The sequence below is a fragment of the Kribbella sp. NPDC058245 genome, assembly GCF_042882005.1.
Classification (GTDB): domain Bacteria; phylum Actinomycetota; class Actinomycetes; order Propionibacteriales; family Kribbellaceae; genus Kribbella.
In genome coordinates this window covers 567838-589765 of record NZ_JBHVWY010000002.1, presented here as the reverse complement: position 1 = coordinate 589765, position 21928 = coordinate 567838, and the positions used below count along the sequence as shown (strand labels likewise).

At 68.8% G+C, this 21928-nt stretch carries 18 protein-coding genes; 13 read left to right on the top strand and 5 right to left on the bottom strand.

Going from position 1 to position 21928, the window contains the following annotated elements; genetic code table 11:
• The first annotated feature begins 16 nt into the window (after positions 1-16).
• The gene (locus tag ACFVWG_RS06275; protein WP_391542076.1) at positions 17-1933 is read left to right on the top strand and encodes an N-acetylmuramoyl-L-alanine amidase; all 1917 of its coding nucleotides are present in this window, start codon (positions 17-19) and stop codon (positions 1931-1933) included.
• A gap of 1 nt (position 1934) precedes the next feature.
• Here the strand turns inward: ACFVWG_RS06275 and ACFVWG_RS06270 are convergent, their stop codons facing one another.
• Together ACFVWG_RS06270 and ACFVWG_RS06265 are read right to left on the bottom strand one after the other, a co-directional pair.
• A complete protein-coding gene (locus ACFVWG_RS06270; protein ID WP_391542075.1) occupies positions 1935-2405 on the bottom strand; it encodes a YbaK/EbsC family protein in 471 nt (156 codons plus the stop codon).
• Between the two features lie 10 nt (positions 2406-2415).
• On the bottom strand, positions 2416-2976 hold the full coding sequence (locus ACFVWG_RS06265) for a DM13 domain-containing protein (RefSeq protein WP_391542074.1): 561 nt from the start codon (positions 2974-2976) through the stop codon (positions 2416-2418).
• Between the two features lie 373 nt (positions 2977-3349).
• On the opposite strand from ACFVWG_RS06265, the gene ACFVWG_RS06260 reads away from it, so the two are divergent.
• The 4 genes from ACFVWG_RS06260 to ACFVWG_RS06245 all read left to right on the top strand — a co-directional run bounded on the left by ACFVWG_RS06260 (position 3350) and on the right by ACFVWG_RS06245 (position 6671).
• Complete coding sequence (locus ACFVWG_RS06260) at positions 3350-3928, top strand: DUF6504 family protein (RefSeq protein WP_391542073.1); 579 nt, start codon at positions 3350-3352, stop codon at positions 3926-3928.
• Positions 3925-4398: an SAV_6107 family HEPN domain-containing protein gene (locus ACFVWG_RS06255; protein WP_391542072.1), complete on the top strand. Its 474-nt coding sequence runs from the start codon at positions 3925-3927 to the stop codon at positions 4396-4398. Before ACFVWG_RS06260 ends, ACFVWG_RS06255 begins: the two co-directional genes overlap by 4 nt.
• A gap of 849 nt (positions 4399-5247) precedes the next feature.
• A complete protein-coding gene (locus ACFVWG_RS06250; RefSeq protein WP_391542071.1) occupies positions 5248-5994 on the top strand; it encodes a class I SAM-dependent methyltransferase in 747 nt (248 codons plus the stop codon).
• A 272-nt stretch (positions 5995-6266) separates the two neighbouring features.
• Positions 6267-6671, top strand: a complete 405-nt coding sequence (locus ACFVWG_RS06245; protein WP_391542070.1) for a DUF3040 domain-containing protein — start codon at positions 6267-6269, stop codon at positions 6669-6671.
• 104 nt (positions 6672-6775) lie between these two features.
• Here the strand turns inward: ACFVWG_RS06245 and ACFVWG_RS06240 are convergent, their stop codons facing one another.
• From ACFVWG_RS06240 to ACFVWG_RS06230, 3 genes are read right to left on the bottom strand one after another with little or no spacing between them, the layout of a single operon-like run.
• Entirely contained in the window at positions 6776-9127 is a 2352-nt protein-coding gene (locus ACFVWG_RS06240; RefSeq protein WP_391542069.1) for a transglutaminaseTgpA domain-containing protein, read from the bottom strand.
• 22 nt (positions 9128-9149) lie between these two features.
• Positions 9150-10436, bottom strand: coding sequence for a DUF58 domain-containing protein (locus tag ACFVWG_RS06235; protein ID WP_391542068.1), 1287 nt, complete (start codon positions 10434-10436; stop codon positions 9150-9152).
• Positions 10437-10439: 3 nt separating this feature from the next.
• Positions 10440-11429, bottom strand: a complete 990-nt coding sequence (locus ACFVWG_RS06230) for an AAA family ATPase (protein ID WP_391542067.1) — start codon at positions 11427-11429, stop codon at positions 10440-10442.
• A 427-nt stretch (positions 11430-11856) separates the two neighbouring features.
• Between ACFVWG_RS06230 and mraZ the strand changes: the two genes are divergently transcribed.
• From mraZ to murD, 8 genes are all read left to right on the top strand, one after another.
• Entirely contained in the window at positions 11857-12288 is a 432-nt protein-coding gene (mraZ, locus tag ACFVWG_RS06225) for a division/cell wall cluster transcriptional repressor MraZ (RefSeq protein ID WP_391542066.1), read from the top strand.
• Between the two features lie 262 nt (positions 12289-12550).
• Positions 12551-13516, top strand: coding sequence for a 16S rRNA (cytosine(1402)-N(4))-methyltransferase RsmH (gene rsmH, locus ACFVWG_RS06220; protein ID WP_391542065.1), 966 nt, complete (start codon positions 12551-12553; stop codon positions 13514-13516).
• Complete coding sequence (locus ACFVWG_RS06215; RefSeq protein ID WP_391542064.1) at positions 13516-14181, top strand: hypothetical protein; 666 nt, start codon at positions 13516-13518, stop codon at positions 14179-14181. The genes rsmH and ACFVWG_RS06215 overlap by 1 nt, the downstream gene beginning before the upstream one ends.
• Before the next feature lie 4 nt (positions 14182-14185).
• Positions 14186-16441 (top strand): penicillin-binding transpeptidase domain-containing protein, encoded by a 2256-nt coding sequence (locus ACFVWG_RS06210; RefSeq protein ID WP_391542063.1) that lies wholly within the window; start codon positions 14186-14188, stop codon positions 16439-16441.
• A gap of 62 nt (positions 16442-16503) precedes the next feature.
• Complete coding sequence (locus tag ACFVWG_RS06205; protein ID WP_391542062.1) at positions 16504-18027, top strand: UDP-N-acetylmuramoyl-L-alanyl-D-glutamate--2,6-diaminopimelate ligase; 1524 nt, start codon at positions 16504-16506, stop codon at positions 18025-18027.
• Positions 18024-19418 (top strand): UDP-N-acetylmuramoyl-tripeptide--D-alanyl-D-alanine ligase, encoded by a 1395-nt coding sequence (gene murF, locus ACFVWG_RS06200; protein ID WP_391542061.1) that lies wholly within the window; start codon positions 18024-18026, stop codon positions 19416-19418. Before ACFVWG_RS06205 ends, murF begins: the two co-directional genes overlap by 4 nt.
• Entirely contained in the window at positions 19415-20491 is a 1077-nt protein-coding gene (gene mraY, locus ACFVWG_RS06195; RefSeq protein WP_391542060.1) for a phospho-N-acetylmuramoyl-pentapeptide-transferase, read from the top strand. Before murF ends, mraY begins: the two co-directional genes overlap by 4 nt.
• Positions 20488-21924, top strand: a complete 1437-nt coding sequence (gene murD / locus ACFVWG_RS06190) for a UDP-N-acetylmuramoyl-L-alanine--D-glutamate ligase (RefSeq protein WP_391542059.1) — start codon at positions 20488-20490, stop codon at positions 21922-21924. Before mraY ends, murD begins: the two co-directional genes overlap by 4 nt.
• Positions 21925-21928 lie beyond the last annotated feature (4 nt).

Here is a 21928-nt window from a genome sequence, read left to right as displayed (position 1 = left end):
GTCAGGAGAAAACCACATGCTCCGTCGTTCGAAGATTCTCGCCGCACTTGTGGCGGTAGCGTTGCCGATCACCGTGACCGGCGTGTCGTCAGGTGGGCCGCCCGCGGCCGCCGCACCACCGGATCCGGCCGGCGTCGCCGCGTCGGCGTACAGCGTCGCAGCTGCGAAGTACGGCGTACCGGAGTCCGTGCTGCTCGCGGTGTCGTATGCGGAGAGCCGCTGGGACGACCACCAGGGCGCGTCGAGCTCCTCCGGTGGCTACGGCCCGATGCACCTCACCGCTGTCGACCCGAGCACCGTGGCCGACCTGTCCGGTAAGCAGAAGGTGGCCAAGGTCGACTCGCTGCGCACGCTGTACAAGGCGTCCCAGCTGACCGGGTTGGACCCGGTCGCTCTGCGCACCGACACGGTTGCCAACATCACCGGCGGTGCTGCGCTGCTTGCGTCGTACCAGCGGTCGCTTGGCCTTCCTGTCGGCTCGGACACGTCAGCAGCCCAGTGGTACGGCGCTGTGGCGTCGTACGCCGAGGCGGCAGACCGTGCAGGCGCCGCAGCCTTCGCGGATGACGTCTACTCGATCATGGCCCGCGGTGCGGCCCGTACGACGAACACCGGGCAGCAGATCGTGATGCCGGCCGTCAGTGTCGCGCCGGACAAGGCGCAGGCCACCAAGCTGGCACTGCCGGCTGGAGTGAAGCAGTCGAACTCCGATGTCGAGTGTCCGGCCGCACTGGATTGTGAGTGGCTGCCCGCCCCGTACGCCGAGTTCGGCGCCGGTGACTATGGCAACCATGACCTGGCCAACCGGCCGAAGACCGGCAAGATCGACTACATCATCATCCACGACACCGAGGGTGGCTGGCAGGGCACGATCAACCTCGTGCAGGACCCGACGTACGTGAGCTGGCAGTACACGATCCGCTCGTCCGACGGCCACGTCTGGCAGCACGTGAAGGCGAAGGACGTCGCCTGGCAGGCCGGCAACTGGTACATCAACATGCACAGCATCGGCATCGAGCACGAGGGCTTCGCGGCCCAGGGCGCCACCTGGTACACCGAGTCGCTCTACCGCAACTCGGCCAAGCTGGTGAAGTACCTGGCCGCCAAGAACCACATCCCGCTCGACCGGGCGCACATCATCGGCCACGACCAGGTGCCGGGCACCCTGCCCACCACCGTCCGCGGCATGCACTGGGACCCGGGCCCGTACTGGGACTGGGAGCACTACTTCGACCTGCTCGGTGCGCCGATCTACGGGCACTCGATCTTCCCGGTCAAGGCCGGCTCGATCGTCACCATCAAGCCGGGCTTCGCGGGCAACGCACAGGTCGTCACCGGCTGCACGACGGCAGGCACCGCCTGTCCGGCCCAGGGCACCAACTTCGTCTACCTGCGCCAAGCGCCGGACGACAACGCACCGCTGGTCAAGGACCTCGGTCTGCGGCCGGACGGCTCCGACAGCACGACACAGGTCTCCGACCACGGCGCTCGCGTCGCGGCCGGCTCGCAGTACGTCGTGGCGCAGCGCCAGGGTGACTGGGTCGGGGTCTGGTACCTCGGGGCGATCGGCTGGTTCAAGAGCCCACAGTCGGCACCGGACGCGTTCGCGAAGCCGGGGCTCGTGGTGAAGCCGAAGGAGGGCAAGGCATCCGTGCCGGTGTACGGACGCGCGTACCCGGAGCAGGCGGCGTACCCGACGGGTATTCCGTACCAGACCGTCACGCCGCTGCAGTACACGATCGGTGCGGGGCAGTCCTATCCGTTGAGCGATGCGTCCATCGAGACCGACTACTACCGGGCCGTCACGTTCGACACGACCACGCCGGGCGACCACGTCCAGGTGCTGGGTAAGGACCGCTACTACCAGATCTGGTTCGGCCACCGGATGTTCTACGTCCGGGCCGCCGACGTGGACATCAAGCCGGCGTTCTGAGTTAGTTGACGGTGATCTGGGTCGCCCCGGTGAGGCTGAGCAGCTCGGTGTAGCTCGTCGGGAACACCGAGTGCGGAATGCCGGCGGCCGCCCAGATCACGTCGTACTGCTGCAGTGCGGTGTCGACGTACGTCGGCACCGGCGCGGGGTGGCCGACCGGCGCCACTCCGCCGATCGACTGACCGGTGTGTTCCTTCACGAACTCCGGTGTCGCGCGCCGCAGCTTGGTGATGCCGAGCTCGGCGGCGACCTTCGCCGTGTCGACCCGGTGCGCGCCCGAGGTCAGGATCAGGACCGGTGTGCCGTCGCCGTCGAAGATCAGGCTGTTCGCGATCGCGCCGACCGCACAACCCAGCTCGGCCGCAGCGGCCGCGGCTGTCGGGACCGCCTCGTCCAGAATCTTGATCGCACCGGTGGCTCCGGCTGCTTGGAGTGCGTCGGCGACGCGTTGCACGTTGGAATGATTGCTCACCCTCCGGAGCTTATTTCAGGGGTGCTGCCCCGAAAGACACATTAAATCGGTCGCACCAGATGGCGACGCTGCGGAAGTCGGCGAGCTCGACATCGGCGGGGATGGGGTAGTTCTGATTGCCCTGGTTGCCTTTCAGGCGACCGAGCGAGCGGTAGCGGCCGTCGTCGAAGACGTGCCAGCCGGCCCGACCGGGCCGCACCTCGGCGTCGCTGAGCCAGACCCTCAGATCAGGACCGTCGGAGGTGTCGAGATTCTCCAGCCGTAGTACGCGGGAGCCATCCGGAAGCCGCAGTACGGCGGCGCTGCCCGAGGTGCCGTGTTCGTGCGAGATCAAGGTGCCCTTGGCCCGGACCGTGCTGGCGGCTGCCGGCTTCGGCGCTCCGGAAACTGTCGGTGGCGTCGTCGACGATGGCTTCATGGAGATCGGAACAGCACTCGGGGAAGCGCTGGGGAGCGCCTCGTCGACGACCTTGCCGGTGAGCAGCCGCCAGGGCTGGAAGAGCGGCAGCGCGATCGCTGCCGCCACGACCACGGCGGCCGCCGCCGTGGCGACCAGTGCTGTCCGCTTCATGGACCGTCCTCTCGGTGGGGTGCCTCAAGTCTGTGGGCCGGATCGGTCGCGCGGCGGCGCGCCGGGCTTACGGGGCGTTGACGATTGCCGCCGGGCGACGCTACTCTTCAAGTGTTCGAACAGATGTTCGATTACCTTCGGTCCGGCCTCGTCGGGAGACCGGCCGGAGGTGACCCGGGCAGCTGGACGGCCCCGGTGCGGAGTTGCGGCCGCATCGGGATCCGGTGCTCCCGATGGGCCGGGCGCCGTGGTGGACCTCGACCCCCATCACGGTCCCGCCCATCGGGACTCCGACCCCGCCGTCGATGCCGGTCATCGGCGCAGTGCCGGTCATGGACGCAATGGGCAGTTCGTTCACAGGAGGCGATGGAGCATGTGGGAGTTCGACGAGGCCGTCGAGGTGCGTTCGGGTGTCGTGGACGGCGTCGAGTCTCCTGAGCAGTTCCTCTGGCGTGGCCGGTTGTGGCGGGTCTGCTCCGTGCAGGCGCACTGGACCGAGACCGCCGCCTGGTGGGAGCGCGGCGTGATCGGCACCTCTTCGTACGACGACCGGCTGGTCGACGACCGCCGCGGCCCCTGGTCGCAGCGGGTTCCGAACCGCGTGGCGACGCCGGTGCATCCCCGTTCCCGCGCCGAGTGCGTCGCCACGCACGCTCCCGGCGGGGGCGCCGCCACCTACGCCCCCGCCGGGACCCCGGAAGAGTGCGCGCCCGGGATGGCGACCGTGGGCGCCGTGATGGCCGCCGCCGGCATGTTCGACGCCCACCCGGCCGGCTCGGGAATGGCGAACAGCCCGGCCGCCGTTGGTGTCTTGGACGCGGACTGGGGTCCGCGGCGCGCGGTGTACCGAGTGGAGGCGGGCTGTGGCCGGCACGGACGGCGGGAGCTGTTCGACCTGGCGCACGACCCGGACTCCGGCCGCTGGCAACTGGAAAGGGTGACCGACCGATGACCGTTTCTCCGGTGTCTCCGATCGCCGCCGGCGCAGCCGGCCGCGAGCTGTCCCGCGCCCGCGCCGCCCTGGCCGAGGCGATCGACACGAACGACCACCTGCTCCGCTACTCGAGCGCGCACATCGCAGGCCTCCGGGTCGCGGCCGCAGTCCTTGCCGTCCGTGCCCGCCCGGTCCGCTCCGGCAGCCGCCGGCGAGCCCAGCGCAACGCGTGGGTCCTGCTCGCCGAGGTGGCTCCCGAGTTCGCCGAGTGGGCCACCTTCTTCGCCGCCGGCGCCGCCCAGCGCGCCGCCGCCGAGGCCGGCCTCGAGCGTTCCGTCACCACCCGCGAGGCCGACGACCTCATCCGCGCCGTCGAGACCTTCTACGCCCAGGTGGAAGCAAGCCTCCGCCTCTCCACCACCCCGGCCCTCACCGCCACCACCGACCCGGCCTCCGTCCTGGCCCAACCCTGGATGCAAGCCAGCTAACCGCCGCCCAGCAGTCAGCCCATCACCCCACAGGCGCGGGGTGATGGGCTGACTCATGCCCCCCACTGCCCACCCGCTCACGGCCCCCGCACCCGCACCGACCTTGAGCACGGTTCAACCGTTTCGGCGGGTGTCGGGCGGTTGCGGGGTGCTCAAGGTGTGCTGGTGCGGCGGCTTTGGGCACGGTTCGACCGTTGGTGGGGTCCGGCGGGTGTCGGGCGGTTGAGGGGTGCTCAAGGTGTGCTGGTGTGGCGGCTTTGGGCACGGTTCGACCGTTGGTGGGGTCGGGCGGTGGTTGGGGGGTGCTCAAGGTGTGCTGGTGCGGCGGCTTTGGGCACGGTTCAGCCGTTTGTGGGGTCGGGCGGTGGTTGCGGGGTGCTCAAGGTGTGCTGGTGCGGCCTTGAGCACGGTTCAACCGTTCCGGCGGGTGTCGGGCGGATGGGTGCTCAAGGGGTGCTCTGGCTGACGACTTTGAGCGCAGCTGAGATGGTCGCGTACACACCGACTGTCAGTGCGCCTACCAGCCGCCTCCTTCAATCCCTCTGCCATGCGTGCAGCACGACCGCTCCGGCCGCCTACTAACAGTCCGTCTGCACACCCGTGCCCGACTGGACCGCCCACGCCCCGGCGGAATTTGAGGGGATCTCCGTTGAGGTTGACGGTTCTCCCCTCAAATTTTGAGGGGAGAACCAGCACATTGAGGGGAGATCCGTCCAATTTTCTGCCGGCCGGCACGCTGGCTTCGGTCACCGGCGGTCGGTCACCGGCAGAACGGGGTTTGCCGGTTGTGGCGAGGCGGGAAGTAGGGTGTGGCGCGTCGGGGGTTGGTGTCGTGGAAGGGTTTGCGTGATGGTGGATCGGCGGCGGCGGGCCGTGCGGACGGCGCTGGTGGGCGAGGCTCTGCGCGTTGCGTTGGCGGGGCGGGGCCGGGTCGATCCTGGAGCGGGGCTGGACATCGTGGACCTGGGTGGTGGCACCGGTGGGTTCGCGGTGCCGCTGGCCGTCGAAGGACACCGGGTGACGGTCGTCGATCCGAGCCCGGACGCGTTGGCGTCGCTGGAGCGACGGGCTCGTGACGAAGGTGTCAGCGAGCTGGTTCGGGGAGTGCAGGGTGATGCCGCCGAGCTTCCCGGGTTGGCGGGGGAGTCGAGTGCGGATGCCGTGCTGTGTCACGGCGTGCTCGAGTACGTCGACGATCCCGTGCAGGCCTTGCAGGCGATGGCCTCGGTGTTGCGGGAGGGCGGCGTACTGAGTCTGCTTGTTGCCCAGCGCAACGCGGTGGTGCTCGCCCGGGCGCTGGCCGGTCATCTGACCGAGGCGCGGGTTGCGTTGCAGGATGCGGATGGTCGCTGGGGTGCGAACGATCCGATGCCGCGCCGGTTCGACGAGGCCGGGATCAGTGCGCAGCTCGCGGATGCCGGCTTCATGGTGCACACCGTGCACGGGGTGCGGACGTTCGCCGATCTGGTTCCGTCGGCGTTCGTGGACTCCGAACCGGGGGCGGCCGAGTCGCTCGCCGAGTTGGAGCGAACTGCCAGCCAGCACCCAGCTTTCCGGGCGCTGGCCACGCAGCTGCACATTCTCGCCACTCGCTGACCTCTCAGAGGCCACGCAATCGGGTGACGGTTGCGGAGTGTGGTTGATCACGCAGTATCTGTTCCGGGAGCGGTTCCGGGACGGATCTGAGCGTTCTGAGGTGCCCGAAGGGGTGCTGACACGCCGCCGGGTGGCGGGTTCGGGGGCAGTGTGATGGGGGGAGTTGCGGGACCGTGACGCGCGGGACAGGCGGTCAGGGTTTCGTGTGACGCTGGCGCGGCCTAGACTGAAGGTGGCCTATCGAGATCGCGCTCACCATGGAGGGATCGACGGTGCCCCTCTCGGAAGAAGAGCAGCGCCAGTTCGAGCAGCTCGAACGCGCCCTGGCAGCGGAAGACCCGAAGTTCGTCTCCGCCATGCGAGGGACGAATGTGCGCGCTTATTACAAGCGGCGGGCAGTGCTCGCCGGTGTTGGGTTCGTGCTCGGCATCGTGGTGCTGATGACCGGCGCGATCCTCCCCAACACCATCATCGGAGTCATCGGCTTCGTGATGATGGTCGCCTGCCTGTACATCGCCGCGCTGAGTATGAAGCGGATCAGCAACGCGGGCGACGCGGACGATCTCCCGCCCCCGCCGCCGTCCTCGAAGCGGCACCGGACCAAACACGACTCCTCCGGCAGCTTCATGGAGCGCATGGAAGACCGCTGGCGCCGCCGGCGCGACGAAGACCTCTAAGGCGTTACGCAAGAATCGAAGGCGTTACGCAAGAACCGCACCCGACTCCCTGGTGGACTCGGGTGCGGTTCTTTTGCCATCCCTGAATTGGCTGGTGGGCTGATCTAGTTGGCGTGCCGGCGGCGGAGGATCGTGCTCCGCAGCCGGGCCAGCAGCAGGTCGAACTCGTCCAGCAGGTCGGACGCCTCCGTGGTCCCGCGGCTCAAGTACCAGCGCCACGACGGCGGCAGCAGCCGGGCGCGCCAGCGACGACGAGCCGTGGCCTGCTTCCACAGTGCCTTACGGATCGCTGACGTGTCCGGGCGGAGGTCCACGTCCAGGTCGGCAGCGCCGGCGTACCGCATCGCTTCGATACTGCGGGCAAGCCGGAGCGCCGACGGATGTGCCTCATCGGGCAGTTTGGTGATCAGCCATTCGCCGGACTGGCGTGGCGTCGCGACGTCGTTCCAGTCCAGGCCCAGGTCGCGGGACGTGTCGCGGATCTCCGACCAGAGCCCTTCCGCCGCGAGGCGGCTCGGCGGCCGGCTGAACCGCTTCCGCCGGTTCAGGCTGCGCAGGATCCACGGAATCAGCAGCACCAGTACGACGAGCGCCACGATCCCGATCGTCCGCGCCCCACCGTTGGTGAACCAGTTGCCGCTGTCGAAGGCCGCGCCACCGCCGAGGTCGGTCTGATCGCGACCGTTGTTGGGCTTCGAGATGTTCGGGTCCTCGGTCTGGCCCGGCGTGGTCGGCACGGTGGTCGGCGCCGTGGTCGGGTTGGCCGAGTCCGGCGACGGAACCGTCCAGTCCGGCGTACTCGCGACCCGGGCGGCCGGGGTCGGTTCGAACCGCACCCAGCCGATACCCTCGAAGTACAGCTCGGGCCAGGCGTGCATGTCGTGCATGCGGACCGTGTACTGACCGTCCTTGCCGGCTTGGCCGGGCAGGAAGCCGATGCCGACGCGGGACGGGATGCCGACGAGCCGTGCCATCAGCGCCATGCCGGTGGCGAACTGCTCGCAGTACCCGGTCTTGTTCTCGAGCAGGAAGTCCTCGATCGCCTTCATGCCGCTGCCGCGCTGGTTCGCGGTGCTGTAGGTGAAGCCACCGTCGGTGCGGAAGTACTTCTGCAGGGCCACCGCCTGGGCGTACTTGTTGTTGTCGGTACCCGCGGTGACCTGGAGGGCCAGATCCTTGATCTTCTGCGGAACGCGCGGGACCTGATCGGTGAACTGGTCCGGCGCCCCGCGGGAGATGACGTTGCGCAGTTGCGCTTCGGTCGGCCGCAGGTCGTAGGAGGTCACCGTGTACTTCTTGCCGCTGACGACAGCGCCGTCGGAGGAGAAGACATCCAGCGAACTGACGTTGTACGCCCAGTCGCGGCGCAGGGAGATCGACTGGGCCGGGTAGGGGATCGGGGCGAACTGGGACCGGAAGTACTTGCCGACCTCGACCTCCATCTTGACCTTCGGCAGCTGGCTCCGATCACCGGTGTAACCCGGCGGGACCAGTTCGTCGTCGATCTTGCGGCCCTTGCCGCGGTCGGAGATCCGCCAGGTGTTGCCGTCGAACTGGTCGAGCGCGGTCAGCCGCAGGTAGGTGCCGCCGGACGGACCGCCCTTGTAGGTCAGAGCGACGTTGTTCGCCCCTTGCTTGAGGTTCTTGCCCATGTCGAGCATCGGGTCGGTGGTCGAGATCGAGGTTCCGATGCCGGTGCCGCCGGTCCCGCCACCGGCCAGACCGTTGCCGATGACACCTTCCGGCAGGGCCGGCAGCAGGGCGGGAATCAACGCGGCCAAGGCGACCACGCTGAGACCGATCCGTCGCCCGGCCTGGCCGAGGGCGGAGGCCTCGACCGGCTCGGCCGCGTCCAGATGGGAGACGCCGGAGATCCGTCGGCCCCAGCGGCTGAGCCGGCTGCGGCCCTCTGCCGACAGCAACACGATGTAGCCCACCGCGGGCGGGATGAAGAGCAGTGCGGGCAGTCCGCCGTGCACGGTCGCGGCCGGCACCGTGTACATGATCAGCAGCAACAGTCCGGCCCAGGCCGCCTGCCGCAACTGGACGGCGATGACATGGATCAGCAGACCGGTGACCGCGATCACCGTGGTGGCGAACAGCAGCAGGTTCCCGTCCGGGGGCAGCGGAGCGCTGTACTGATTGATCGAGCTCATCGCGTTGACCAGCTGTGAGTTGAACTCGATCGCGGTCCCGCCGGTGGGCACCAGGCCGAACTTCATGGTGTCGTGCAGGAAGAACAAGGAGAGCAGCTCGACGAGCACGAGCAACTGCACGATCGGTACGACGACCCGTGGCGCGCGCAGGTTCTGCAGCAGCACGCCGACGCCGGTGATGATCGCGCACAGGAACGCACTGATGAACAGGAACGGCCCGGAGAACACAGGCGTCAGGACGAGCGATCCGAGCACGGTGGCTGCCCAGGCGGCGAGTGAGATCCGAGCGTGTCCGGTCATGGGGCCTCCAGAATCAGAACCGTCATGCGATTCTCCCGGTTCGTAGTCCGAGGCCGGACCACACAGTGGGTAGCTGGTCGCCGCGCTGGACTCTGGCGACTCGCCAGCCGTTCCGGCGCAGCTCGCTCTCGGTGGCGTCCGTGGCAGCCGTCAGCCGGGCAGCCTTCTCGGTCGCCTCGGCGCCGACCGCCCAGCTGGCTGCGTCGAGCACGAGTGCGACGCCGGTGGCCTGGCTGGTCCGCCAGCGATTGAGTGCGGTGATGTCGTCACCGGTGCAAGCGCCGAGGATCGCGATCACCAGACTCGGCTCCTGGGTGTGCCGGTCGACGGTGAGCAGTGGCCCGATCTCGGCGTACCGGTGTTCCTCGACGGTCGCGCACTCGGTGAGCAACTGTTGCGAGCTCAGTGGTTGGTGGACGGCCGTCGATGAACGATGGTTGATCGCCGAGAGGGTGGTCGGTCCGCCGAGCATGGTGGTCGCGTAGCCGCGGCGGATCCGGTCGGCGCCGATCGAGGCGGCCGCGCTGACCGCCCACTCCAGGCTGGACGACGGTCCGTGACCGTGGTGGGAGATCGTCCGTGCGTCGATGAAGATCGAGCACCGGCTCTGCCAGGGCTGCTCTTCCCGGCGCACCATCAGCTCGCCGCGGCGTGCGGTCGAGCGCCAGTGCACTCGGCGCAGGTCGTCGCCGTCGCGGTACTCGCGGACGGTCGCGTCCTCTTCACCCGCCGAGGCGATCGCGCGCGGCCGGTTCTCACCCGAGCCGGCCCGGTCCGCACCCAGCCGGATCTCAGGCAGCTTGTAGACCCGCGGCGTGACCAGCAGGTGCTGGCTGCGGGTGAACGTCCGGTTCGTCTCGACCAGACCGAACGGGTCGGCCACCGTCAGCATCAACGGCCCGACCTGGAAGAGTCCCCGGACGTCGGACTTCACCGGATACGAGACGGTACGACGCCAGTTCGGGCTGACGCGGTCGACCACGAACCGGGGCCGATGCCCCAGTACATAAGGAATGCGGTCCTCGAGCAGCAGCAACCCGGCCGGCATCCGGCCCTCGTTGCTCAACGTGAGCTCGACGGTGGCCTGGGTCCCGACCGGGATCTGGTTCGGGGTGAGGCTGCGGCGGACCTGCAGCCGCAGCCGGGTGCGGCCGACGACCAGGGCGGCGACGACCGGAAGCGCGACGAGCAGGATGCCGACGCGCAACAGGTCCTTCTGCCCGAGCAGGAGCGCGCACAGCGACGCGGTGATCCCGGCCGCCACGAACGCCCGCCCTCTGGTGGTCAGCCCGCGCAAAGCCTGCCGCATGGCTCAGTCCCGACGTGTGCGAGGCAGCGGCACCGAGGAGACCAGCCCAGCGACGATGTCAGCTGAGCCGCGCCCACCGAGATGCGCTTCAGCCGCGGGGAGGACGCGGTGCGCGAGCACCGGCACCGCCAGCTCCTGGATGTCATCGGGCAGGACGAACTCACGGGAGTCCAGCGCCGCCGCGGCCCGAGCTGCCCGGATCAGGTGCAGCGTTGCCCGCGGGGATGCCCCGAGGCGCAGCTCCTGCGAGCGACGGGTCGCACCGACCAGGGCGATCGCGTACTCCTTGACCGACTCCGAGACGTGGACGGACTGCACGGTCTTCACCAGCCGGAGGATCTGCTGGCCGTCGGTGACGGCCTGCAGGTTGGCCAGCGGGTTGTCGGCCGCGTGACCGTCGAGCATCCGCAGCTCGGCCGCCGGCTCGGGGTACCCCATCGAGACCCGGGCCATGAACCGGTCGCGCTGCGCCTCGGGCAGCGGGTACGTGCCCTCCATCTCGATCGGGTTCTGGGTCGCGATCACCATGAACGGCGCCTCGAGCAGGTACGTCGTGGTGTCGACGGTGACCTGGCGCTCCTCCATCGACTCCAGCAGTGCGGCCTGGGTCTTCGGCGAGGCGCGGTTGATCTCGTCGCCGACGACGATGTTCGCGAACACCGCGCCCGGCTTGAACTCGAAGTCGCGGATCTCCTGGTTGAAGACCGAGACGCCGGTGATGTCGGACGGCAGCAGGTCCGGCGTGAACTGGATGCGGCGGACGCTGCAGTCGATCGACTTGGCCAGCGCCTTCGCGAGCATCGTCTTGCCGACGCCCGGTACGTCCTCGATCAGGAGATGGCCTTCGGCCAGCAGGACGGTGATGGCGACCTCGACCACGTCGGGCTTGCCTTCGATCACCTGCTCGATCGCGCGGCGGACGCGGCCGGCGACTTCGGACAGTTCGTCGAAGTCTCCGCCTCCTGCCAGCGGGCTGGTCGCGGTGGTGCTCACCCTGAGTCCTCCCCATTGATTGACGGCCGACACATTCTCACCCGGAGTGAGGGTCGGACCTAGAGCAGCGGATGTTTCGTTACCTGGCGTTTCGGTGCCCTCCCAGCGTACGGGCGAGGGAAATGCCAGGTGCGCCGTTCGACGCCGGAAACAGCCGATCGGTTCGCACCTTTCTTCTACCCGTTCTGCACCTTCACCCCACTTCCCTCCACTCGGTCCTCCCTTTTCCTCCACCGGGCCCCCGGACGGGTCCCTGCAGGCGCAACGACACGCGGGACACGCCCACCCGATTTGCGCTTGGAGTGGGGGATGGGGGGCGGAAGTTGGTTGACGGTGGGGCGAAGTGGAGTAAGGTGGAGCGCAGTGGAACCGAAGTGGTGGAAAACAGCTCGCCTGAGACGGAGAGTCCGCAACGGGGAGGTGGAGCGTGTTCCTCGGAACTCACTTCCCCAAGCTCGACGACAAAGGACGGCTGTTCCTGCCGGCGAAGTTCCGGGACGAACTGGCTGAAGGCCTGGTGATCACCCGTGGTCAGGAGCGGTCGCTGGCTGTGTGGCCCGAAGGTGAGTTCGTCCAGCTGACCGAGCAGTTGAAGCAGGCGCCGATCACCAACAAGGGTGCGCGGGACTACCTACGGATGTTGTTCGCCGGAGCCTCCAACGAGGTGCCGGACAAGCAGGGCCGGGTCACCATCCCGCCGATGCTGCGCGATTACGCGGGACTGGATCGCGACTGTGTCGTCATCGGGGCGATGAACCGGGTGGAGATCTGGAACACGGAGAACTGGAACAGGTACTCCCAGGAGCAGGAGCAGGCGTTCGCCGATCTCTCCGAAGAGGTACTTCCCGGCATCTTCTAAGGCAACAGAGCTGCTGAACAAAAGAATGAGTTTGCGGCGCGCGAGCACACCGGCCGTCCGGTGAGATCACGGGTCCGACCTCCGACTTCGAGTGTTGACGCCACTTCCCCGGCGGCAAACGACGAAGTACTTCCCCGGACGTCGTACCCGCGATCTGACCGGACGGAGTCATATCCGGCGGTCGTCAACTCACCACAGCACCAAGTACATCAGGGACCTGCGGGGGCAGGGTCGCTCCCGCAGCGACGAGAAGGGTCGAGACATGGATGCGTCGGAGCGGCATGTGCCGGTGATGCTGGAGCGCGTGGTCGCGCTGCTGGCTCCCGCACTCGCGCAGCCCGGCGCTGTTCTCGTTGACGCGACGCTCGGCCTCGGTGGTCACTCCGAGGCGTTCCTGCAGCAGTTCCCCGGCATCCGGCTGATCGGCCTCGACCGGGATCCCGCTGCGCTGCGGCTGGCCGGTGAGCGGCTGGCGCCGTACGCGGACCGGACCACGTTCGTGCACGCCGTGTACGACGAACTGCCGCAGGTGCTCGAGGACCTCGGCGTACCGGCGATCAACGGCATCCTGTTCGACCTGGGTGTCTCCTCGATGCAGCTGGACGAGGCCGACCGTGGCTTCGCCTATGCGCAGGACGCGCCGCTGGACATGCGGATGGACTCGACCGGCCCGACCACCGCGGCCGACATCCTCAACACGTACAGCTCGGCCGAGCTGGCGCGCATCCTCTTCCAGTACGGCGAGGAGAAGTTCTCTCGCCGGATCGCGGACCGGATCGTTCGTGAGCGCGAGGTGGAGCCGTTCACCAACAGTGCACGACTGTCCGAGCTGGTGCGCGACTCGATCCCGCAGGCGGCCCGCCGTACCGGCGGTCACCCGGCCAAGCGCACCTTCCAGGCGCTGCGGATCGAGGTGAACGGTGAGCTCGAGGTACTGCGTCGGGCGTTGCCGAATGCGTTGCGGTCACTGGCTCTGCACGGGCGGATCGTCGTGATGAGCTACCAGTCGCTCGAGGACCGGATCGCCAAGCAGACACTGGCGGCCGGCACCAAGACCGACGTACCGGACGACCTGCCGGTGATTCCGGCGGGCCACGAGCCGTATCTGAAGATCCTGACTCGGGGCGCCGAGCGGCCGACCGAGGAGGAGCTCGCGGCGAACCCGCGGGCGACCTCTGTTCGCGTGCGGGCGGCCGAACGCGTCCGGGTGAAGGGAATGGTGGCCTGATGAGCACTGTGTTCAGCCCGCAGAAGGCGCGGGTCCAGCCGGCCGCGGCGCCGGCGAAGCGCTCGGAGCCGAAGCTCCGCGTCGTGTACGGCGCGCCGTTCCGGCCGCCGCGGATGCCGTTCGTGATCTTCGTCGTGTCGCTGCTCGCGGCCGGCCTGATCGGCCTGCTGCTGCTCAACACCGAGCTGCAGCGCGGGACCTTCGGGATCACCAAGCTGAACGACCAGGCGGGTCAGCTGCGCGACCAGCAGGAGCAGCTGGAGAAGCAGGTCCGCACGCTGGAGTCGCCGCAGAACCTGGCGGACCGCGCGCTGAAGATGGGCATGGTGCCGAACCCGAACCCGGTGTTCCTGCGGCTGTCCGACGGGCAGGTGCTCGGCGTACCGAAGGAAGGCAAGGCAGGGACGGGCAAGGCGATGTTCGGGCCCGGTACGCCGGACGGCGCGCAGCCGAAGCCTGCGGCCACGACCAAGCCTCCGGCCGCGACCACGACCAAGCCACCGGCCAGTACGACGACCAAGCCGCCCGCCGGTACGGCGACGAAGCCACCAGCCGGTACGGCGACCAAGCCACCGGCGAACGCGCAGACCAACAAGCCGGTCACGCCGGGCACGAACAAGCCCGGTACGACGAAGCCGCCCGCAAACACGACCACCGGGGGATGATCGGATGACGGACCGACGGGGTAACGAGCCGCCACGCAAGGGCGGATCCGGCCGCGGCACACCGCCGCGTTCCACCCCGTCTCGTCCGTCACCCGCTACGGACCGCACGCGCGCCACGCCGCAGCGTCCCGAGTCCACCCGCGAACGCCTCCTCCGCCAGGCCCGTGAGCAGGAGGCGCGTGAGCAGGAGGCGCGCGAGCAGGCAGCTGCCGCCCCACGCCGCCCACGGCCGACCGGCGATGCGCCCCGCAAGCGGGCCGCGCCCAAGGCCGCCCGTCCTCGCCCGGAGGGAGCGCCGACGCGTCGACCCGCCGCCAGCAGTGGTCCGCGGAAGGTGGCAGCCAAGAAGGGTGCCGCCAAGAAGGCGCCGGCCAAGAAGAGCCCGGCCAAGAAGAGCACTGCACGCAAGCGGCCGCCGCAGAATCGTCCGCAGCCGCGGCCGAAGAAGCCAAGGGTCAAGAAGCCACCGCGGACGCTGAAGCTGGGACGGTCGACGCTGCGGCTGCGGCTGACCTTCGGCGTGATGGCGTTCGTGCTGTCGCTGTTCGCCGGCCGCCTCGTCCTGCTGCAGGGCGTGGACCCGGACAGCTACGCGCTGGCCGCGAGCAAGGAGAACAACAAGACCTTCGTCCTGCACGCGGCGCGCGGCTCGATCACGGACCGGAACGGCGTCGAGTTCTCGGTCACCGAGGACACCGTCGCGATCACCGCGGACCCGAGCCAGACCAAGCCGGTCGCGCCGCAGCTGGTGTCGATCCTGGCGCCGAAGCTCGCCGGGATCATCACGCCGGCCGACCTGCTCACCCGCCTCACCGGCAAGGGCCGGTACGTCAAGCTGGCCGACAAGGTCGCGCCGCAGACGTGGAACGAGATCCAGGCCGAGGTCAAGGCCGGGAACAAGGCGATCGCCCAGCAGAACAAGGGCAAGGCGCTGGATCAGAAGGCGCCTGCGCTGCTCGGGCTCTACACCGAGGCCGACCCCACCCGCAACCACCCGAACGGCAGCATCGCCGCGACCGTGGTGGGTGTCACCGGTGACGACGGTAAAGGCAAGTCCGGGCTGGAGTACGGCCTGAACGACAAACTGTCCGGTCAGGACGGTCAGGCGATCTACGAGGTCGATGCGAACGGCAACAAGATCCCGAACGCGAATCACACGGTCGAAGAGCCGCGGCCGGGTGTCGGCGCGCAGCTGACCCTGGACTCCGACCTGCAGTGGTTCGCCGAGAAGCGGATCGAGCAGGCCGTCAAGCAGTACCAGGCCAGCGGCGGCACGGTGATCGTGCAGGAGGTCAAGTCGGGCGAGATCCTGGCGATGGCCAACTACCCGACCTTCGACCCGAACAGCAAGAACTTCAAGTCCAGCGACCTGAACAACCCCGCGCTCGAGCGCACCTACGAGCCGGGCAGCGTGCAGAAGGTCGTCACGATGGCGGCACTGGCCGACGCCGGGCTGATCGACCTGAACACCAAGCTCAAGGTGCCGGGCAGCATCAAGGTGCCGGGCGGCAAGGTCAAGGACCACTGGGACCACGGTGACCTCAAGCTGACCATCGCCGGCGTGATCGCGAAGTCGTCGAACGTCGGCACGATCATGGCCGCGCAGCAGATGCGGATCCCGACGTTCGTGAAGTACCTGCACGACTTCGGCTTCGGCGAGCCCACCGGTCTGGGTTTCCCCGGTGAGAGCAAGGGCCGGCTGATGCAGGGCGACGAGTGGCCGGAGATCACCCGCTCGAACGTCGCGTTCGGTCAGGGCCTGTCGGTGAACGCGGTCCAGGAGACCTCTGCGGTCAACGCGGTCGCCAACGGCGGCGTCTACGTGCCCCCGAAGCTGGTCCGGAACTGGATCGAGCCCAACGGCAGCCTGACCCCGAACACGACGGCACCGCCGCGCCGCGTGGTGAGCGAGAAGGCCGCCAAGGAGGTCGCCACCATGATGGAGGCGGTGACCGCCGAGAAGGGCACCGCGCCGCAGGCGGCGATCGACGGCTACCTGGTCGCCGGCAAGACCGGTACGGCGCAACAGGTCGACTCGGCGTGCAGTTGCTACCAGAAGTGGGCGACTTCTTTCGCCGGATTTGCTCCGGCCGACAACCCGCGCTTCGTTGTGTACGTCGTACTGCACGACCCGACAGGTGCTCGGGGTGGCGGTTTCCAAGGAGGACCGGTGTTCCGTGACGTGATGAGTTACGCACTGCAGAAGTACGCTGTCCCGCCGACGGGGGCGAAGCAGCAGAACGTCCCGATCACCTGGTGATCCCCGTTGTGACTGAGCGTCAGGTAGGTGGACCGGGGTCCGGAGCGGTAGCCTCTGGGCCCGTGTCCACCCCTACCGCCGCAGGCGGTGCCGTAGCAGCGATCAGACCCCGGCACGTGGTGCCGGTTGCCCTCTCCGACCTGGCGTTCCTGGTCGGGGCAGCCGCCCCTGACCGGCCGGTCGAGATCACCGGAGTCACCCTCGACTCCCGTTCCGTGTTCCCTGGCGACCTGTACGCCGCTCTGCCCGGCGCGAACACGCATGGCGCGGCGTTCGTGGCCAAGGCGGCCGAGGCGGGAGCGGTCGCCGTACTGACCGACCCGACCGGCGCGGAGCGTGCCCGGGCGACCGGCCTGCCCGTCCTCGTGATCGACAAGCCCCGTGACGTGCTCGGTGCGGTCGCCTCGCACGTCTACGGTGAGCCGACGAGCCAGATGCGGCTCCTGGGGATCACTGGGACGAACGGCAAGACCACCACCAGCTTCCTGCTCGACTCGGTACTGCGGCAGCTCGGTCCGGCCGGGATGATCGGCACGATCCAGACCCGCGTCGGTGACGAGGTCGTGAAGAGCGTCCGGACCACTCCGGAAGCCACTGACCTGCAGGCACTGTTCGCGGTGATGCGCGAGCACGCCGTGCAGTGGTGCTCGATGGAGGTCTCCAGCCATGCGCTGGCGATGGGGCGGGTGGACGGCGCGCGATACGCGGTCGCCGGCTTCACCAACCTCACGCAGGACCACCTGGACTTCCACAAGACGTTCGAGGAGTACTTCGCCGCCAAGGCATCGCTGTTCACCCCGGAGCGGTGCGATCTGGCCGTCGTGAACATCGACGACGAGTACGGTCGCCGCCTGGCCGCGCAGACCGTCGTACCGCTCCTGACCGTCTCTACGACGCGCGCAGCCGACTGGACGGTCGCTGACACGCACCAGTCCGACCACGGCACCACCGTCATCGACATCCAAGGCCCGGGCGAGACGCTGACCGTGGAGATCTCCCTGCCGGGGGACTTCAACGTGGCGAACGCACTGCTGGCCACGGTGATGCTGCGGCAGGTGGGTGTCTCCGCTGAGGCGATCGCCGCCGGGCTGAAGGACGCCGCTGTACCAGGGCGGATGGAGCGCTTCGTCCGGCAGGACGGTGTCGCCGTGATCGTCGACTACGCGCACACGCCGGATGCGGTCGCGCTGGCGCTGCAGGCGGCGCGTGGTGCGACCAAGGGCCGCCTGTTCGCCGTGGTGGGCTGCGGTGGTGACCGTGACCCGGGCAAGCGGCCGGCGATGGGTGCGGCAGCAGCCCGTACGGCGGATGTCGTGATCGTCACCGACGACAACCCGCGCAGCGAGGACCCGGCCAGCATCCGGGCCGCTGCGATCACCGGAGCCCGCGAGGCGGTCCCGGCCGTCGACCTGCACGAGATCGGCGACCGCCGGCAGGCGATCGCCACCGCGATCGAGCTGGCCGGGCCGGGCGACACAGTCGTCGTACTGGGCAAGGGCCATGAGACAGGCCAGGACGTCGGCGGTGTGATCCACCCGTTCGACGACCGCGAAACCGTGCGTGAGTTGTTGGAGGCAGAGCAGTGATAGGCGTCAGGTGCGACGAGATCGCCACAGCGGTCCACGGCGAACTGGCGGGGGTGGACCCCGCAGCCGTCGTCGACGGCGCCGTGGTGACCGACTCCCGCCAGGCCGTCCCCGGCGGACTGTTCGTCGCCCTCCCCGGTGAGCGCGCCGACGGCCACGACTTCGTGGCCGCGGTCACGGCGGCCGGGGTCACCGTCTCGTTCACGACCCGCCCGATCGACGGTTGTCCCTGCATCGTCGTCGGCGACACCCAGAAGGCCCTCGGCGACCTGGCCGCGCTGGTCATCAGCCGCCTGCCGGACCTGACGATCATCGGCCTGACCGGTTCCTCCGGGAAGACCAGCACCAAGGACCTGATCGCCCAGCTGCTCGCGCCGTACGGCCCGACGGTGGCCGCGGTCGGTTCGGAGAACAACGAGATCGGGCACCCGCGGACCGCACTGAAGGCGGACCTCTCCACGCGCTTCCTGGTCGCGGAGATGGGCGCCCGGCACGCCGGCGACATCACCTACCTGTGCCGGATCACGCCGCCCAGGGTCGGGCTCGTACTGAACGTCGGTCACTCGCACATCGGTGAGTTCGGCGGCCAGGACGCGATCGCCGTCGCCAAGGGTGAGCTGATCGAAGCCGTCCAGCCGGGCGGGGTCGCCATCCTGAACGCCGATGACCCGCGCGTGGCCGCGATGGCCAGCCGCACCAAGGAGACCGTGGTCACCTGGGGCGAGGGCCCCGATGCGGACGTGCGCGCGACCGGAGTGGAGCTCGATCCGCTCGGCCGCCCCTCGTTCACACTGCACATCGGTGGCGAGGAGCACGCCGTACAGCTGCAGGTTGTCGGCGAGCACCAGGTCGCGAACGCGCTCGCGGCGGCGGCCGCCGTACAGGCTGTTGGTCTGACGCCGGCGCAGATCGCCGAGGGTCTCGCTGCTGCGACGGCTGCTTCGAAGTGGCGCATGGAAGTGACCGAGCGCGCGGACGGCGTGACGATCATCAACGACGCGTACAACGCCAACCCCGAGTCGGTGCGGGCCGCCCTCAAGGCGCTGGTCGCGATCGGCCGCGCCCGTGGCGCCCGGACCTGGGCGGTGCTCGGCCCGATGGGCGAGCTGGGGGACAGCCACACCGAGGAGCACGACGGGATCGGCCGCCTGGTCGTCCGGCTGGACGTGCAGCGGCTGGTTGTCGTCGGCGCAGAGGCCCGCCCGATCCACCTCGGTGCGTCCCTGGAAGGATCGTGGGGCAACGAGTCGGCCTACGTCGACACCATGGACGAAGCGCTCGAGCTGCTGGGCAAGGAACTGCAGCAGGGTGATGTGGTGCTGGTGAAAGCATCCCGGTACGTCGGGCTGGACAAACTGGCGACCGCGCTGATTGAGGAGGACGGTCTGTGATCTCGATCCTGTTCGCCGGCGCCGTCTCGATGGTGCTGACGCTGATCGGTACCCGGTGGGCGATCGCACTCCTGGCCAAACGCGGGTACGGCCAGGAGATCCGGACCGACGGTCCGACGTCGCACGCGACCAAGCGCGGTACGCCGACGATGGGCGGCCTGGTCTTCATCATCGCGACCGTCATCGGATACTTCGCGGCGAAGCTGTTCACGATGACCGAGCCGACCGCGTCGGCGCTGCTGGTGCTGTTCCTGCTCGCGGGGTGCGGCGCGGTCGGGTTCGTGGACGACTTCATCAAGATCTTCCGGCAGCGCAGCCTGGGGTTGCGGAGCAAGGCGAAGCTGGCCGGGCAGACGATCGTCGCGGTGACGTTCGCGGTGCTCGCGCTGCAGTTCCCGGACGCGCGGGGACAGCGGCCGGCGTCGCCGTTCATCTCGTTCATCCGCGACATCAGCTGGCTGCACCTGCTGCCGATCCTGGTCGTGGTCTGGCTGCTGCTGCTGATCAACGGCATGTCGAACGCCGTCAACCTGGCCGACGGTCTGGACGGGCTGTCGGCCGGTGCGTCGATGATGGTGTTCGGCGCGTACACGCTGATCTGCATCTGGCAGTTCAACCAGAGCTGCGCGACCGCTCCGGGCTCGAAGTGTTACGAGGTGCGAGATCCCCACGACCTGGCGGTGGTGGCCGCCGCGTTGACGGGCGCGCTGTTCGGCTTCCTGTGGTGGAACGCGTCGCCGGCCAAGATCTTCATGGGCGACACCGGCTCCCTGTCACTGGGCGGTGCGATGGCCGGCCTCGCGGTGATGACCCGGACCGAGCTGCTCGTGCTGCTGCTCGGCGGGCTGTTCGTGATGATCACCGCCTCGGTCATCCTGCAGGTCAGCATCTTCAAGTTCACCAAGGCCACGACCGGTACCGGTCGACGGCTCTTCCTGATGACTCCGCTGCACCACCACTTCGAGATGCTCGGCTGGGAGCAGATCAACGTGGTGATCCGGTTCTGGATCATCCAGGGTTTGTGCACGGTCGTCGGTCTCGGTCTGTTCTACGCGGAGTGGGTGGCCGGATGACCCTCACCCATCGCACCGACGACGGCTGGGCGACCACCCGGTTCGTCGTCCTGGGCTTCGGTACGGCGGGCTACGCGTGCGCCGACTCGTTGTTGCAGGCCGGTGCCGAGCACGTGATCGTCGTCGACGACCGCGACAACGAGGATCTGCGCGACAAGGGCCAGATCCTCGAGGTGCTCGGCGCGACCATCACGCTCGGCCCGGGCAGTACGGCGACGCTCCCGCCGGAGGTCGACATCGTGGTGACGTCCCCCGGCGTACCGCCGACCGCACCGTTGCTGGCGCAGGCGGCCGAGCGGGAGATCCCGATCTGGAGTGAGATCGAGCTGGCCTGGCGCCTGCGCGATCCCGCCAACGCCGCGCCCTGGTTGTGCGTCACCGGCACCAACGGCAAGACCACGACCGTGCAGATGCTGACCGCGATCCTGACCGCGGCCGGGCACCGAGCCGTTGCCGCGGGCAACGTCGGCCTGCCGCTGCTGGAAGCCGTCATGGACCCCGAACCGTACGACGTGATCGCGGTCGAGCTGTCCAGCTACCAACTGCACTTCACGCACTCGATGTCCGCCCACTCGGCCGCCGTACTGAACCTGGCGCCGGACCACATCGACTGGCACGGCTCGATGGACGCCTACGCGGCGGACAAGGGCCGGATCTTCACGAACTGCCAGGTCGCCTGCGTGTACAACGTCGCCGACAAGGTGACCGAGCACCTGGTCGAAGAGGCCGACGTGATCGAGGGCTGCCGCGCGGTCGGGTTCACGCTCGGTACGCCGGGACTGTCGATGGTCGGCCTGGTGGAGGACCTGCTCGTCGACCGGGCGTTCGTCGAGCAGCGGCAGACCTCCGCGCTGGAGCTGGCCAAGATCGACGACGTCAACCCGCCCGCGCCGCACAACGTGGCGAACGCGCTGGCCGCGGCCGCGCTGGCCCGGGCATTCGGCGTCCCGGCGGCCGCCGTACGGGATGGTCTGCGGGGGTTCCGGCCGGACAAGCACCGGATCGCGCACGTCGCAGAGGTTGCCGGGGTCAACTATGTCGACGACTCCAAGGCGACCAACCCGCACGCGGCACAGGCATCGCTGCTCGCCTACGAGCACGTGGTGTGGATCGCCGGCGGCCAGGCCAAGGGTGCGACGTTCGACGACCTGGTGATCGCGGCCAAGGACCGGCTCCGGGCCGTAGTCCTGCTGGGCCAAGATAAGGCCGTCATCGCGGAAGCACTTGAGCGACACGCTCCCGATGTGCCGAGGATCGTCGTCGAGTCAACGGACACTGGAGCCATGGAGATCGTGGTGGGGGAGACGGCGAAGCTCGCACAGGTGGGAGACACCGTGCTGCTCGCGCCGGGCTGCGCATCCTGGGACATGTTCGCCAACTACGGAGCCCGTGGGGACGCCTTCGCCGAAGCCGTACGCGGCCTCGCGGACTGATCCG

What these genes read in the sequence shown, in the direction of transcription:
- ACFVWG_RS06275 (WP_391542076.1), top strand. Translation starts at nt 17, where the DNA reads ATGCTCCGTCGTTCGAAGATTCTCGCCGCACTTGTGGCGGTAGCGTTG.
- ACFVWG_RS06265 (WP_391542074.1), bottom strand. Translation starts at nt 2,976, where the DNA reads ATGAAGCGGACAGCACTGGTCGCCACGGCGGCGGCCGCCGTGGTCGTG.
- ACFVWG_RS06260 (WP_391542073.1), top strand. Translation starts at nt 3,350, where the DNA reads ATGTGGGAGTTCGACGAGGCCGTCGAGGTGCGTTCGGGTGTCGTGGAC.
- ACFVWG_RS06255 (WP_391542072.1), top strand. Translation starts at nt 3,925, where the DNA reads ATGACCGTTTCTCCGGTGTCTCCGATCGCCGCCGGCGCAGCCGGCCGC.
- ACFVWG_RS06250 (WP_391542071.1), top strand. Translation starts at nt 5,248, where the DNA reads ATGGTGGATCGGCGGCGGCGGGCCGTGCGGACGGCGCTGGTGGGCGAG.
- ACFVWG_RS06240 (WP_391542069.1), bottom strand. Translation starts at nt 9,127, where the DNA reads ATGACCGGACACGCTCGGATCTCACTCGCCGCCTGGGCAGCCACCGTG.
- ACFVWG_RS06235 (WP_391542068.1), bottom strand. Translation starts at nt 10,436, where the DNA reads ATGCGGCAGGCTTTGCGCGGGCTGACCACCAGAGGGCGGGCGTTCGTG.
- rsmH (WP_391542065.1), top strand. Translation starts at nt 12,551, where the DNA reads ATGGATGCGTCGGAGCGGCATGTGCCGGTGATGCTGGAGCGCGTGGTC.
- ACFVWG_RS06215 (WP_391542064.1), top strand. Translation starts at nt 13,516, where the DNA reads ATGAGCACTGTGTTCAGCCCGCAGAAGGCGCGGGTCCAGCCGGCCGCG.
- ACFVWG_RS06210 (WP_391542063.1), top strand. Translation starts at nt 14,186, where the DNA reads ATGACGGACCGACGGGGTAACGAGCCGCCACGCAAGGGCGGATCCGGC.
- murD (WP_391542059.1), top strand. Translation starts at nt 20,488, where the DNA reads ATGACCCTCACCCATCGCACCGACGACGGCTGGGCGACCACCCGGTTC.